The 14,571-nt window shown below is 48.0% G+C and carries 13 protein-coding genes and 1 tRNA gene; 2 read left to right on the top strand and 12 right to left on the bottom strand.

The features are described 5' to 3' along the window. Window positions 1–21: 21 nt before the first annotated feature. Window positions 22–720, top strand: a complete 699-nt coding sequence (locus LRP54_RS05605) for a uracil-DNA glycosylase (protein ID WP_231235309.1) — start codon at window positions 22–24, stop codon at window positions 718–720. Between the two features lie 288 nt (window positions 721–1,008). Here the strand turns inward: LRP54_RS05605 and LRP54_RS05600 are convergent, their stop codons facing one another. From LRP54_RS05600 to LRP54_RS05565, 8 genes are all read right to left on the bottom strand, one after another. Next, window positions 1,009–1,164 carry a hypothetical protein gene (locus tag LRP54_RS05600; protein ID WP_231235308.1) on the bottom strand — a complete coding sequence of 52 codons (156 nt, stop codon included), beginning with the start codon at window positions 1,162–1,164 and terminating at the stop codon, window positions 1,009–1,011. Next, a complete protein-coding gene (locus tag LRP54_RS05595) occupies window positions 1,164–1,832 on the bottom strand; it encodes an ABC transporter ATP-binding protein (protein ID WP_231235361.1) in 669 nt (222 codons plus the stop codon). The genes LRP54_RS05600 and LRP54_RS05595 overlap by 1 nt, the downstream gene beginning before the upstream one ends. Beyond that, entirely contained in the window at window positions 1,832–3,001 is a 1,170-nt protein-coding gene (locus LRP54_RS05590; RefSeq protein WP_231235307.1) for a hypothetical protein, read from the bottom strand. Before LRP54_RS05590 ends, LRP54_RS05595 begins: the two co-directional genes overlap by 1 nt. Before the next feature lie 604 nt (window positions 3,002–3,605). After that, on the bottom strand, window positions 3,606–3,929 hold the full coding sequence (locus tag LRP54_RS05585; RefSeq protein WP_231235306.1) for a hypothetical protein: 324 nt from the start codon (window positions 3,927–3,929) through the stop codon (window positions 3,606–3,608). Window positions 3,930–4,226: 297 nt separating this feature from the next. Further along, on the bottom strand, window positions 4,227–5,432 hold the full coding sequence (locus tag LRP54_RS05580) for a GIY-YIG nuclease family protein (RefSeq protein WP_231235305.1): 1,206 nt from the start codon (window positions 5,430–5,432) through the stop codon (window positions 4,227–4,229). A 5-nt stretch (window positions 5,433–5,437) separates the two neighbouring features. Further along, window positions 5,438–7,423, bottom strand: a complete 1,986-nt coding sequence (locus LRP54_RS05575; RefSeq protein ID WP_231235304.1) for a DEAD/DEAH box helicase — start codon at window positions 7,421–7,423, stop codon at window positions 5,438–5,440. Continuing rightward, window positions 7,420–10,170: a DNA methyltransferase gene (locus tag LRP54_RS05570; protein WP_231235303.1), complete on the bottom strand. Its 2,751-nt coding sequence runs from the start codon at window positions 10,168–10,170 to the stop codon at window positions 7,420–7,422. The genes LRP54_RS05575 and LRP54_RS05570 overlap by 4 nt, the downstream gene beginning before the upstream one ends. Before the next feature lie 44 nt (window positions 10,171–10,214). Beyond that, on the bottom strand, window positions 10,215–10,439 hold the full coding sequence (locus tag LRP54_RS05565; protein ID WP_231235302.1) for a helix-turn-helix domain-containing protein: 225 nt from the start codon (window positions 10,437–10,439) through the stop codon (window positions 10,215–10,217). 338 nt (window positions 10,440–10,777) lie between these two features. On the opposite strand from LRP54_RS05565, the gene LRP54_RS05560 reads away from it, so the two are divergent. Beyond that, window positions 10,778–10,927, top strand: coding sequence for a hypothetical protein (locus LRP54_RS05560; RefSeq protein ID WP_231235301.1), 150 nt, complete (start codon window positions 10,778–10,780; stop codon window positions 10,925–10,927). A gap of 179 nt (window positions 10,928–11,106) precedes the next feature. On the opposite strand, the gene LRP54_RS05555 is transcribed toward LRP54_RS05560, so the two are convergent. The 4 genes from LRP54_RS05555 to LRP54_RS05540 all read right to left on the bottom strand — a co-directional run bounded on the left by LRP54_RS05555 (window position 11,107) and on the right by LRP54_RS05540 (window position 14,369). After that, on the bottom strand, window positions 11,107–11,274 hold the full coding sequence (locus tag LRP54_RS05555; protein ID WP_231235300.1) for a hypothetical protein: 168 nt from the start codon (window positions 11,272–11,274) through the stop codon (window positions 11,107–11,109). A 117-nt stretch (window positions 11,275–11,391) separates the two neighbouring features. After that, window positions 11,392–11,464: transfer RNA gene (locus LRP54_RS05550), tRNA-Thr, on the bottom strand. A 68-nt stretch (window positions 11,465–11,532) separates the two neighbouring features. Then, window positions 11,533–12,354, bottom strand: coding sequence for a DsbA family protein (locus LRP54_RS05545; RefSeq protein ID WP_231235299.1), 822 nt, complete (start codon window positions 12,352–12,354; stop codon window positions 11,533–11,535). Window positions 12,355–12,428: 74 nt separating this feature from the next. Beyond that, entirely contained in the window at window positions 12,429–14,369 is a 1,941-nt protein-coding gene (locus tag LRP54_RS05540; protein ID WP_231235298.1) for a serine/threonine-protein kinase, read from the bottom strand. Window positions 14,370–14,571 lie beyond the last annotated feature (202 nt).

The following is a 14,571-nucleotide window of genomic DNA, read 5'->3' as shown; positions in this document are numbered from 1 at the left end:
TTTTTCCGGCACACTTAAGCTATGACTTCTTCACCGCGCCCTCTAGCAGAACTTATTGATTCCGGTTGGGCTCAGGCTTTAGCGCCTGTTGAACCTCTCATTCATGATCTTGGCATTATGCTGCGTCAAGAAATAGCTGCAGGACGCGGTTACCTTCCCGCAGGTACAGATGTTTTACGCGCTTTTACTTTCCCATTTGACCAGGTCAAAGTTTTGATTGTGGGTCAAGATCCGTATCCCACACCGGGTCATGCTATGGGGTTAAGTTTTTCTGTCACTCCAGGAACGCCTCTGCCGAAATCTTTAATCAATATTTTCACTGAATTACAGCAGGATTTGGGGGTGCCTGCGCCTTCCAGTGGTGATTTGTCACCGTGGTGTCACCAAGGGGTGTGTTTACTCAACCGTGTTCTTACAGTTCAGCCGGGACAACCTGCTTCACACCGTGGTCGAGGGTGGGAAGAAGTCACTTCACGCGCAATCAACGCATTGGTGGCGCGTACAGATGAGGCTGGCCGTCCTGTTCCGCTGGTGGCAATCTTGTGGGGACGCGACGCACAATCGTTGAAATCCCAGCTTGGCGCTATTCCCACTATTGAATCAGCTCATCCGTCACCTTTGTCGGCTTATCGAGGATTTTTTGGGTCACGACCTTTTAGCCGCGTCAATGAGCTGCTTCAGCAGCAGGGCGCCTCCCCTATTCACTGGCAGTTGCCGTAAAAACTGTGGCTTATAAAAATGAGATACTTTCTAGACAATTTGGATACAAGGAAACGCCCTGTTGAGCCCGCTCTTTAATCCGCTTTTCGCTTGATAATGGGGGAAATGATACTCGGTTCGCCTGCCGCGAGTCAGTGCTTCCGGCCACTTCACAGTAACTCGATGGCGCCTGATGTAATGAGACAAACCCACCGATCCAGTTGAGCAGGTGAGTCACTGGCTGCGTTTCGGGGTTACTTTTGCGCTGAGTACATATTTGCCAGCACAAAATAACTTCCGGGCCTTAATCTACTTTGGCCAAGCAAGCCAAATAGTAAAAGCGAAGCTTAAAACCCCAGCCAGTAAAGCAAAAAGCCAGAGTTTGTTTTCTTTAGCCTTTAATGCACCTAAAAGAATCAAGGTCACTCCTACGATGCCAGAAAGCACCATGACTGCAAAACCCATCAGATTTCCTTTCGTTGAAGTGTAATGGCACGATCATGCTGTTGAGCAACGTAAAGATCATGAGTAACCGTAATAATGGTCGCCCCATTTTCTTCATTAAGTTTGAAAATTAATTCCATTATTCTGTCTCGATTTTCAACGTCTAGGGAAGCGGTAGGCTCGTCAGCAAGAACAAGTTCTGGATTCATCACGATTGCCCGCGCGAATACAGCTCTCGCTTTCTCACCGCCTGAACAATCTAATGGTTTCTTTCCGAGAATTGAGTTGATCCTTAGAGCAGTTACTACTTCATCAAATCGCTCGGATAAATGCCGCTTAGATTCTCTAGCATAAAGGAAAGGTAATTTGATGTTGTCCGCTAAACTCAGTGAGTTTATGAGTGCTGATTCCTGCAGCACGAAACCAATTTTTTGGTTCCGCGCAGCCGCCAATTCTCGATCAGAAAGCCCCGCTACAAATCTGCCTGAGAGATGGTAAGTTCCAATATAGTCGCGGTCAATTAAGCCAAGGATGTTTAACAGCGTACTTTTTCCAGCACCAGACTCCCCTACGATCGCAATTTTTTCCCCTTCTTGGACATTCAATGAAAAATTTTGCAGTAGGGTAACACTTGAAGTGCGCTTTTTGTATATCTTCTGTTCGATATCTAGATTGATGATTTCGTTCATCACTGCAATACTCCCACTGAGATCGGCACGCGTTTTATACGCCACATGAGTACTTGGACGATAATCAAAGAAAACAGTAAATTGCTTAATAAAGTGACTAGTAATGCGACCCAATCCATCATGATTAAACCGCCAGCAAAACCACAGGTGATAAACAAGGGATCTTTAGAAATCCAACTCTGATATCGATAGCATGTCGCTACCGCACAAATGCCCGCCAAAGAAATCGACGATAGCATCACATAATAGCCATAGAAAATTTTACGAATTCCACGATAACTCAAGCCAACTAACAAATTGATAGCGAAATCTTTTATCATCAATTTCACCGCTACAAGCGAGCTCCAGACGGATACAAGTACAATAATCGCCAGTAAAATAGCGGCTACGATAAACAAAAACCATAGTGACGAGACAAAATACTCATTATAAAAATCAATGTTTTCTTGTTGACTAAAGAAATTTAGTTTAATTCCTACTGTCTTGTAAATACAGTCAGCTAATTTGGATATGCCTTCCTTGTTCGTATCTGTCACTACAAGATCCATCAATCCATTAATTTTGAATGGAATACTAGCTTGTTTGATAAACGTTTCGTTGACAGGTACAACTATCGAAAAATTGTAGTACTGCTTGGAATCAAGAGCATACAGATTAGAATGGGCTGAATTCTGTCTAAGTATCCCAGAAACTCTGAACTCAATATTTCGATCTAATACCGGATCATGAACACTAAACTGTGCGCCAACCGGATATTCCTCAGCTAATCCTTTTCCAACTAAAACCGGTAGCACTGTCTCAGTTTCTAGCGAATATTGAAATGTCAGTCCACTACCATCCACATACTCAAAAGGGTTGAGATCTGCATACTTTTCATTCATGTATGCCACTGGCACTTTGATGCCGTTACGATTCCTGAGATCAACAATATAACCATCCGTAAATAACCCATACTGGTAATTGTTATTCAGACGATCATATACATCCTGCATAGATTGCGCCGCGATGCTGTCGATATCAATATCTGATTTTGGGTCCAAATTAGCAATATAAACGCCCGCGGAATTTAGCCTGCTTACTTGACTGTATCCCTCGTTGGTAGAAACAATAGTGCGAGTCGTTGAAAACGCAATGTAGTTCGCCATTAACAACAATACAAGCATAGTCACTGCAACAATAGGTTTCTTAAAAAATATGCGAACTAGAAAAAATCTAAAAACTTTCATTTTGCCCTCAGTAATAATGAACTAAGCAAAATATAAGTAACTAAAACAGTCGATAAGTAGAAGCAGTTCTTTAGAGAATATGAAAATATATAGAATAAGACAATACACATGACAAAACAGGCAGCCAGAACTACTGAGCATGCAATAGCATATCTCAACCTTATTAACCGCAATCTATCCCCCACGATTATCCTGCATTTCACCTCGTCCTTAGCTTCATTCACGAGCTGATAATGGAAAATCATGACAATTGCTGAAAAGGCTAGAATAAATACGACTTGGTGCTCTATTAAAAACCGTAAAAATCTCATCATCACATAGGAGTGATTTGATTTATGTTCAACAAAAAGCAGAAAACCTGACAGCGAAAAACATCCAATATACAAAAACCCCAGTTTCAGGAGCCTCATCATCCTTAGCGGAGATTTCACGAATAGGCTTTTCATAAAGGCAACTCTCGTACCAAAGTTCGATATATGCTTTTAGCTCATGTGTAAGAAGCACTAGACTCGCGCCAAAACAATAAACATGGACTATTTAATTGGTTCTATTTACTGTGTCCCCAATTGAACTTCGTTGTTTGGTTCCTGCTCCAGTCCCAAAGGTTATCCCAAACGGAACCGGTAACACGGCCTCGATTTACAGTCTTGTACATTAGAGTTTTTCCGTTACGCGAGTACTTAAACCACGCGTTCTTATAGCCTGAATCAGCATAGTTCCAAGCCGCTCCATTGTACTTAACTTGCAATACCTCAACCGAAGATGCACCGTTCAGATTGTTCCCAAAGGTAACAGCGTAAGCAGTGCCCGCACCTCCCAAAACTAGAGTTGCAACGAGTGCTACGGAAGCAATCTTTTCTTTAAGCTTCATTGGTTCACCTCCTTTCCCGTCACCTATGACGCGAATATAGTGCTCCCGCTCGCAAATTAGCGAGCCTTAGTAAATGTATCAAATAAAATTAAAGATTTCAAATAGGTAATCCATTCGCTTCAACTGAAGCTATGTAGGTATAGCAGGGTTCATAATAGGGGAAATATGTGTCGAGGATGACGTCTGGCAGGGCTGTCGTTAGTGGCATGAAGTGCCCGTGTTGGTGTGGAGTGTAGAAGCGTGGATACACATACCCAAAAATCGGCGTGCTAACTTTTCACACGCCGGGATAGTTAGTCACTCACTCGCAGTCTGGTTTCCTGTCCATTTGAAGGACTGCGTAACTTCGTCATAGATGAAATCTGTGATGTCGCCACTAATGATCATCTGCACGGCTTGGTCGATAACCTGTGCTGGAACGATGAACCATTCAGATGGGTTATAGGATTCACGGTCAGTGTTGATCTGTGTCATGTCTAAACGTACGTCTGCGAAGACTCGGTGTATAAGATTTTCCAGCCTTGAGGGGCGTACATTGTAGACACGGTAATCTGCAACAATTTCCACAGGTGCCATCAGATATGTGGGATCGTGTTGCGCGTTGGCAATGCGCTGTTCAACTGTTGTCGTACAAAATCCAATCTTATGCAGGTGCGGTATCCCTTTAATGGTTGGATCTTGGCTTAAGGATTTGAGTATGTAAATATGTCCAGTTTCAACGTCCGCATCACCCAGTTCTGTCATGTCGATGGTGTGGTTGGCCGGGGCTATGGCGCGCCCGTTTTGTTCTCCCATGCGGATCGAAAGAGATGTCTTGTACATGGCAGATTCTGTGCCGTTTTCAAAGATGACTCGCAGTCGTTCTTTAGGGCGCTCACGTCCACCGACGTGTTTGTATTCGACCTCGCCGATTTCCGCGATGAAGAGCATGAGGCCACCGAGGATGAAAAACCTTCCTGGTTTTATTGTGGATACCCCTTTGAAGGGAAGGATGACGGCGTCACCAGCGGCGAGTTCTGCGTGTTTGGCTTTGAACAAGTGCTCAAATTTCTCGAAGTCCTTGGCCTTTTCTCGTACGGCAATTTCTACGTCATCGAGGTTGCGTTTGACCTCTGGCAGTGAGGAAACGTCGAAGATGTCCTCGTTATTATCGAGCAGATCAAGCTCGTCCGCTTCAAGCAGATCATCTAGGTTTTCTGGTGCGGCTGGTGGAGCAAGCAGACCAAAGTCATCTAGGTCAGCAACGGCTTCAGCTTTTGCTTCGTTCGCTCGGAAACCATCGAGTCTAGCGCCGAGCTTTCGTTCGCTGACGTCATGGGTCGTGGAACTGGGAACTCGTCCGTGATCACGGTAGAACTCCGCGATCTCCATGAAGGCCCGCTCTAAACGATCAGCAGAGGTGATAGGTTGAGGTTTTTCTGGAGCGTCCAGCAAACCCTCAGTGTCACTTTCGAGCAGTTTGGCAAAGGCTTCTTCAAAAGCATCGTTTCCTTGTTCGCTCATGCGTTTTACTCCTCCTTCGCTTTCTGCTGCGCCACACCCTGTTGACGCTCACGCTTCAGCTTTTGCAATACCAGCAGCGCTTCTGCGTATTTGCGTTCGGTAGCATCTTCAGAGCGCCGGTCAGGACGTTTACCACCATGGGTCTTTGACCATAGCTGGATCTTGGGGAACAAAGCCAGTGCTTCATCTGGGGTGATCTGGATGCGAGTGGCAGCAATGCTGTCGGAAATGAGTCGTAGCACATTGGGAGTAACAGATTTCGACAGCACTTCAAAAGCACGTTGGAAGGGATTGACGCTATCAATCAGGTTGATGTGGATGTCGTCAATGTTGACGAATTTTTCACCCATACGCACGAAGCGTTTGTCCCCAACTTCGCGTACTTCACCATTTTTGATCACTGAGTCCACCACCACGTGTTGACGAACTTCTTCTACTTCTGTTTCGGTTAGGTCTGGGTAACGGTCGCGAATAATCTTCGGGATGAGTACCTTGTTAGTGGTTTCGGCATCTAAGCTTCCGGCAGCAGCACGGACGAACATGTCGTCTTGAAGAATGTTTGCTTTCAAATCGTTCAAGTCAGCGGTGACGATTTGTCGCACACGGTCAGTGGAAGGCTCTTTGAACCCGCGAATCCGTAGCTTTCCTGGCTCATTCTCATCATCGTCGCTGCGTTTGGTTTTGAACTCAAAGTTTTGTGCCAATACTTGTTCCATGAGTAAAGACGCGGTAATGGCTTTGAGCATGTTGTTGACTGTTACCGTGACTTCAGCTTGTGAAGCGTCGGGTTCAGCGATGAGGTTCGTGAACTGTGCGCGGGGCTTGCCTTCGCAGTCACGGGTAACGCGCCCGATTATCTGAATGATTTCAGTTAGAGAAGCACGGTAACCCACTGTCAGTGCATGCTCTGCGAAAGGCCAGTCGAAGCCTTCCTTGGCCATGCCCAGCGCAATGATGATGTCCACCCCATCACGCTCTTTAGAAGCCACTGTGGAAAGGTAATGCAGCGTTTCAGCACGAGCTTTCTGGTCAGTGTCATCCACCAAGTCGGCGACCCGCAGGATTTGCCCGTTGTCGCGGCGGCGAACCTCAATGATCCCCGTATTCGGGTCGGTGCGTTCGACAACCCCAATGGCGTCTAGAAGGAAGCCTACTTCTTCCAGCTTGTCCTTGGTGGATTCACCGGAGTTCACATTCGGAATGTGAATGATGGTTTTCTTATCCAGATCCAGCACTTCATTGATGGCTTCGGTGTAGCGTCCTTGGTAGAAGTGGTGGCCGATCCCTAGAGCTTTGAGGAAGCGGTAGCCGTTGAGCTGGTCGTAATAGTTGAAGGTTACGGGGGTGAACTTCGCTTCGTCTGCCGGGGACAGCACCGGTACTGAGTCGCCCCGGAAATATGAGCCGGTCATCGCGACGATATGAGCATCGGAACCAGCCATAATGTCATGCAGCAGCATCCCTAGCCGGCTGGCTTCCAGATCAGCTGACACATGGTGGAATTCGTCGATCGCCAGTACTGTGCCGTTGAATGCCTCTGGTGCTAGTTTTTCGAATGCAAAACGTAGGGTGGCGTGCGTGCAAATGAGCACCGGGTCACTGCTTTGAAGGAAGTCAACGAATGCGTTAACTTTTGATTGTGACGAGCCTGGTGTGCACAGATTATTCTTGTCTGGTACTTCCCAGTCAGCAAAAAATCCATGCTCGGTGAGTTTCGTGGGGGCAAAAGACGCACCGATGGAACGCTCTGGCACCGCCACAATCACCTTTTTTCGCCCCTGGTTGTACAACTTGTCCAGGCCCACAAACATCAGAGCACGTGATTTACCCGATGCCGGTGGCGCCTTCACCAAAAGATACTGGCGGGCACGTTGCTCAAAGACACGCCGCTGCATTTCACGCATGCCCATAGCGTCAGTATTTACCGAGGTACCGTCTTGGGCATACGACACATCAACAATATTCGTGAATTCTTCAATTTTGGGGCTCATGCCTGCACCTTCCTGCTACGACGAGGCTTTTTAGTCACTTTTACGGCTTCCAACTGAATCCGCTCTTCTTCAATCAACTGCTCATACAAAGCAAAAAGCATACTGAGCCGTTCTTCATCAGATTCAAAGGGCTTCTGACGGTAAATACGATCGACTGCTACATCGATGGCCGCGTGTGCTTCCCTGAGATCAAGTGGCATCCTGTCTGGATCGTAAAGTTCAGCCAGCGTGCACTCACAGTAATATTCACGAACATCCAACACCCGAAAGGCCAGCTCTGTCAGGTTCTGCTTAACGTGGTCACTTAGGGGCGGGACGGGGAAATTGTTGTACACAATGGTATTCGAGTAACTGAATCGACTTTCAAGACGCCCACAAACCGCTGCCGTCCACACCATGTGTATTTTCGATGTCAATAATGCAAAGGCCCAAGGGTCGGCATCGTAAATGGCATAGGCAAGGTTCGAAATAACAGTGTCTGAACCCAAATAGCCTATCGGAATATACTCGCGCCGCTCAGACGATACCCTCGGTACAATAATCGAATCAGTTGGCTTGTAGCGAGGCTCTGCAAACCTATAAGGCACATCTTCCAGAGCTTGGGTTGCTTGTTTCTTGCTTGCTAGCCGCGATTCGGATACCAGTTTAAATCTTCTTTTGAGTTCAGCAATTCCAGCTGCAGCAGATACCTCATCATCCTGAACCCAAATACAATGACGTAATTTTCCATTGATAAACTCATTTGAGCCACAATATTTTTTTATAAAACGAGCAGCCTCAGGTTGCATGGCAAGCAAATCCCGACACTCTTGTTCCGAAAGTATTAGATGACCACCATCTGTTGGTTTTGAACCGAAAAGCATTTGAGGCATAAATCTAGCAATTGGTTTAGGACGAGAAGTCACAACAACATTAGAATTGTCAGACAAATACGGGCTAATGTTTTTAACCCTGACGCGCAAATCGTCCTGAAATAAGAATTTTGCGGCGCTAGATGCGTTCCTTAAACTCATGACCACGACACTGACACCGGCATTGTGCTTGGCATTGTTTTGCCATTTAAATGACGTGTAGGCGTAGCCAATTTCAATTCCCATTTCAAAAATTGAAGGAAATAATAGTCCGACATGCTCACCTTGGGTGATGGAGTTAGTTGTTACAAACGCCAGTCGCGCCTCAGTGCCCTTGATATATTGAGCACCTTTAATAATCCAAAGTGTTACGTAGTCGAGCTTTTTTGAGAATGGCTGCTCCTTGAATACGTGAATGAAGTCAGCTTTTTGAGTGGAATCCTGCATTGAACTTCCCACGTAGGGAGGATTGCCAATAAGGTAGAGCTCATCGCGTCCGTTGTTGGGGCAGACTTCACTCCACTCAATGCGGGCAGCGTTACCGGCACGGATATGGCCGCTTTCTTTCAAAGGAATCAGAGGGATGGAGGTGCCAAATTTCTCCTTGAACTCTTGGTTCATTTGATGCTTGGCAATCCACAAAGACAGAATTGCCACCTCAACAGCGAAATCATCAATTTCGATGCCGAAGAAGTTTTCAATGCTGATCTTAGAATCCGTGAACAATGTGGCATATGCGGGATTCAGGTCTGCTAATCGCTCTAAGATCGAATGCTCAAGTTTACGAAGTTCCTTGTAGGCAATAACTAAAAAATTCCCAGATCCACACGCAGGATCGAAAACCTTGATTTGAGAAATGCGCTCTAATAGTTTTTCAAGTTGTTTTGCTTTGTCATAGTTTGCATCAAACTCTTCGCGTAATTCATCCAAGAAGAGGGGCTCTATGGTTTTGAGAATGTTTGGCACCGAGGTGTAGTGCTGTCCCAGGTCAGATCTTTTTCCCGGAGTAACGATTGCTTGAAACATAGAGCCGAAAATATCGGGGTTGATTTCCTGCCAAATCAACTTGCCAAGGTTAATAAGCATCGTGCGGGCCTGTTTCGTAAAAACAGGAACTGTAAGGGATTGATCTTTTGAAAACAAGCGCCCGTTGACGTAGGGGAAGGCTTGTAAATGTGAGGGCTTATCTTCGGGAGTTGCAGTATCAAGCGCTTCAAATAGATCGGTTAAAAACTCTTGGGTATCAGAGCCGTCTTCTAAAGTTTGCGAACCCACTGCGTTGGTGAATTGATTTGGCGCGAAGATCCCCGTGTCCTCAGCGAAGTAGCAAAACAACAATCGGGTGAAGAATACGTTGAGACCGTGGCGACGTTCCGGATGATCCAAAAGCTCTGGGTTTGCGTGCAGTAGTTCGTCGAAGAGTTTGCCCATCTGCTCTGCTGCTTTGACATCAGCGTGCGCTTCGGCCACATACTGGGCTTTTTCCATACCCGCCCACGGCAGGAAGAACGTGAAATGCTTGGCGATATCTCGCAACGGAATAATCAAATTCTCGCCTGTTTTCATATCCCACGCGAGCATCTCGGCATAATCGGTCACTATGATGAAACGCGGGGTATAACGCTTCACGTGCGCTGCTGTGCGCAAACGTTCAATCTCCAACAATAGGTCTACGGAATCATTTTGCGACTCCTTAAAGTAGACCACATTCTTCTGGGCAACCTCACAAACCGGGTCTTCAGCAACATTGATAGCTCCAGAACGAAGCCGCGTAATACTGCTCTTCGGCTTTCCATAAGCGAGCAAGAGATCATAGATGAACTCACGGTCATAATAGTCATGGTTACCCAAAGGTTTGACGCGTTCTTCAATCGCTTTAAGGTTTAGCCGAGCCATATTTCAAATCTCCACATGCTTATCTTCTACTGCTTTCCAAATCATCAGATTCCCGAAGGCATATCGTGGCTGTATTGGGACATATCCAAGCAAGTGCCTCTCGCTAGCGAATCAGGAGACTTGATGTCGGATGTTTCAAAAAGGTCTTCGACGCCGCATTCGAGTGCTGTGGCAATACGTAGCAGCACTTCGGTGGTGACGTTGTCCCCACGTCCAAGTTTGGCGATGGTGGCGGCGCTTACTCCGGCGGTTTCTTGGAGTTGTGTCATCTTTCAGACCCATGTCGAAGATCTCGCATGCGAACTTGCCCATGTTTCGGGTGCCTTTCACGTTTTTCCTGAGCATATCAAACACTTTTTTGAACCTTGTCTCGTAGGTCACAGCACCCTCCTTCCCGGCTGATCCATCGCAATCCATCGCTACTCATCGGCAGACCGCCGCTCAGCGACACCCACTTTTCTACCGTGGATATCGAAGCAAACAGCACAGCTAAAACGAGAACCGTACTATCGGCCTCATTCTAGCTAAACTCTTCAGTTTCGCCGTAACTTTCTTCAGGAACGCAAAACAGAACCAGACAATGTTGAAAGGAGGTGTAAACAGTCACATGGACCCAATCGATGCTACTCGCGAGCCGGTTCTCATCGGCAGTCTGCTGAACCCGCTGCTGCGCAATCTGGCTGGCACCAACCCCGACACCTTACCCGACTCGGTACACGACAAGTTGGCAGAACCCAGCACGCCACACAATAAGTAACGCGTTCGCATTGCGGCATGGGTATGGAGTGCACACCAGACCGTAGCCGCCACCACTGGTTCCGCCACGGCCACGCCGGCAGGCCAGGAACCGCCAACACATTTCTTATAGCGCTATTGATTTTCACTTTTTCACCTGAGCCCTAGCTAAGCGCAGGTTGCCCGCAGGCAAGGCGCCAGTCACGGCAGTTTGCGGTATGTGATGCCGAGGGTCTCGGCAATGTGGTTTTGAGCTCGGAATGCTTCCATCCACTCGTTGGTGTTCTGGGCGGCTAGATTCTCCAGAAGGAACTTGGCCTGGCGATAGTCCATCCGGATTTGGATTGTCAGTAGGTTGTCGTATTTCATGGCATCGGCTCCTGTTTTTGCGTCACGTACATACACGCTCTAATCAAGGCTAATAGCAAGTCGTAGACGGCGGAATCTTTAGCAGTTGCCGTAAAAACTGTGGCTTATAAAAATGAGAGCCACCTGTGGGACTCGAACCCACGACCGTCCGCTTACAAGGCGGGTGCTCTACCAACTGAGCTAAGGTGGCGCGTCCCATAGTCTGTCATGAACAGAGCATGGGAAACAAATTGAAACCCCTCTATGAGACGAGTTTCATTATTTTTTGACCTCAAGGGCAGCGCGAACAGAATCCAACAATTCCGCACCAGTCTTACCTTGCAGCTTCACAGCTTTTCCGTGAGCAACAAATTCTGGTGTACCTAAACCAGCGCGGCCTTCTACCGTTGCTTCACGCCATGCTTGCGAAGCCACATCCAGATAATGGTCAGCCACAGACCCATAGGGGAAGATACCGATCACATCAGCGGAAATCCCTACTTGCTCAGCGATTTTTTTCACCTGCTGGTAGGAGGCATCAGCATCGTTTACTACATGCCCTTTACCGTTGTCATACTGCGACTTAAAGTAAGCCATTAAAGCATGGTGGAAATCAGCCCAACGCTCAGGAGCCTTTTGTGCAACTACTAACGAAGCAGCAGTTGCCGCATGTTGATAGGCCATATCGACTGTGCGAACTGAGCGATACTCAATGTTATATTCCCCTTTATCGGCGCCTTCAGTTAGTTCTTTACCGAAAAGAGCATCCACGTTAACGCAAACGTGGCAGGAATAGTCGAAATATTCCACAAGAGTAGGAATAGAATCATCCACCTGACCTACGCCTTTATGCGAGTAAAGGATAGGCTCACCCTCGGCAAAAGTACCGAAAACTGACACGGGGTCCACATTACGTGCCGCACGCTCAGCAGATACTTTCTGGCCGATGACAACAGCTACCGCAGCAGCGATACCTAAAACCACAACAAGCACAACGGAAATAATCGTTATCTTGATTCGGCGATCTTTACGTGCTTGTTCTGCGCGCATTTGTTGCGCCTTCAAACGCACGGAATCTTGTGAAGAAGTCTCTTTTGCCATGACAAACACCTTTAATCAGATGAGTGAAATATAGATAAACAGTAGCGGCCCTTGTAAGGAATCGCGCGATAACATCAGCCGCCTGTTATCACCATCCATAAAGCTCCTGTGGCAAGGATAACTAAAATAACAGCTATGGCTCTGGCCCACCATGCAGGTAGGAAAAACTGGAAAACGCAAGCTGATCCGCGTCGCAGGTGGCGTGAGGTAGGGAAAACCCACAGCAGGAAAAGGAAAAACCACACTAAGAAAACGATGATAAGGAACATCGGCGGTGCGCTCACCCACGAATCTGTCCCTAGGTTTCCTTGCGCCGATGTCACCACATCCCACGGCCACGTGATTTCAGGCACATGCAGGATTTTCCATTGTCCTATGTGGATAACTCCTATCCCGCGTGCATGTGTGCGCAGATATTCATAGATGAGGCGCCACAGCCCCGCTGTCACAATCCCCGATATTAAAGCTGCCGCACTTAAAGAGAGGACGACCTCCACCAATTTCAGCGGTGACATGAAAAAAAGTGCCCACATGTCATTCCAACGCAATACCCCGTGACGGGCGCGACGACGTTCTCGACCATCGTGGATGGCCCCCACCATTCCCAGGCACACAAGAGCGCAAACGACAACGAATAATCCTGCGGCCCCAGCTATGACAGGAACCGTCGCAATAAGCAGTAACGATGCCACGCTCAAGGCATGTGCTGGCCGTGGAGCACGGGGAGTATATGGTTGTTCGTTTTCCTGCGGTGTAAAAATACTTTCCTCGTAGGATCCCCCCACTGCCCTGTCATTGCTATACACGCCTTTGTTGTCGCTATACGTATCCTGTAATAGTTCCTGAGGCGGATACGTTCCTTCCACCGGCAAGGCGGCTGTAGGCAGCAAGGGCCTCTCGTGCCTGTGCAGGGTTTCCGTGGCCCCCACAATACTTGCAGGATCTGCGCCTTCCTTAGGGTTTGTGGCACCTGATTCAGATATTTGTGACGCTCTGTAGTCCTCTTGGTGAATTCTCTGGGGATTTTCGAGGAGCGGGGTTGTAGCCCCAGCAATCTCATAGGGCGATGATGAGTGAAGGGCAACGGTGGCTTCTGATCCTGAGTCCGGTTCTGGAATTTGCGTCCTATCATGAGGGTCAGGGGTACGTGTCTCATACGCATCTAAGGGGGCACCCATTGGTAATGCGAGCGTTTGAACGACAGAGGAAGGCGCAGGGTGCGGGCATGTACGCGCGTATTTTTCTATAGCTTCAACAAGGACGTGCGGCGCTGGGCGTGTCCTCAGTTCCGGCGATAATGCTTCCATGAAATAAGGGACCAATTCAGTAGGTAGCCCCCGCACATCTGGTGTTCCGTTCATGACTTGAGCAAGGACGTGCGCTGAATTTCCGCGACCAAAAGGAGGTTGCCCTGATAATGCGTATAAAAGAGTGGCGGCGAAAGCCCACCAATCGCTTGCAGGGTTCGCAGGTTGCCCGCGCAGAAGCTCAGGGGCCGTAAAACCAGCCGTCCCTGAGATTAAACCTGTTTGTGTGAAGCGAGTATCGTCCTCACTCAATGCGATACCAAAATCAATAAGAACAGGTCCGTGCGGCGAATAAATAATATTTGAGGGCTTCACATCACGGTGAACAATTTTGGCCGTGTGGATACGGCATAAAGTGTCATAGAGGCCCCGGCTCAGTGCAGCAACATCAGTGACAGGTAGCGGTCCTCGCGTCAATATTTCAGCAAGGGAAGGACCTTCGATCAGTTCAGAAACCACGAAAGGCTGGTAGTCATCCACCTCAATGTCGAGCACATGAGCAACCCCGCCACCGCGTACAGCATTGACCAGACGTGCTTCACGTACGAGGCGCGCCCGGGCTTCGTCCGTGGCTGCCAAAGCCGGATGCAGCATTTTGAGGGCGACTTTTTGGCCGCCTTCATCTTCGGCGCACCACACTGTACCTGCGCCGCCTATGCCTAGGCGATGCAACAGGCGATAGCCTCCTACATACTGCGAAACACTCACCTGAACAGACTAACGCAGGAAAAGCTTCCGGGCCGGTGACACGTGCACAAAAGGGTACTCCTTGTGTTTGCCCTGAGTGCTCCTATGCATATGGGCCGATGCATCGACGAAGCTGCTACAGCTAGAGCCAAAGATGACTGTTCCTATGCATATGGGCCGATGAGTCAGTATGCCCCCCTTTCTGCGTCATTCTGTCTTGCGT

Source organism: Schaalia sp. lx-100 (assembly GCF_021083625.1).
In the GTDB taxonomy this organism is placed as follows: Bacteria; Actinomycetota; Actinomycetes; order Actinomycetales; family Actinomycetaceae; genus Pauljensenia.
The sequence above is the reverse complement of the archived record's forward strand: the minus strand, read 5'-3'. Positions and strand labels throughout refer to the sequence as shown.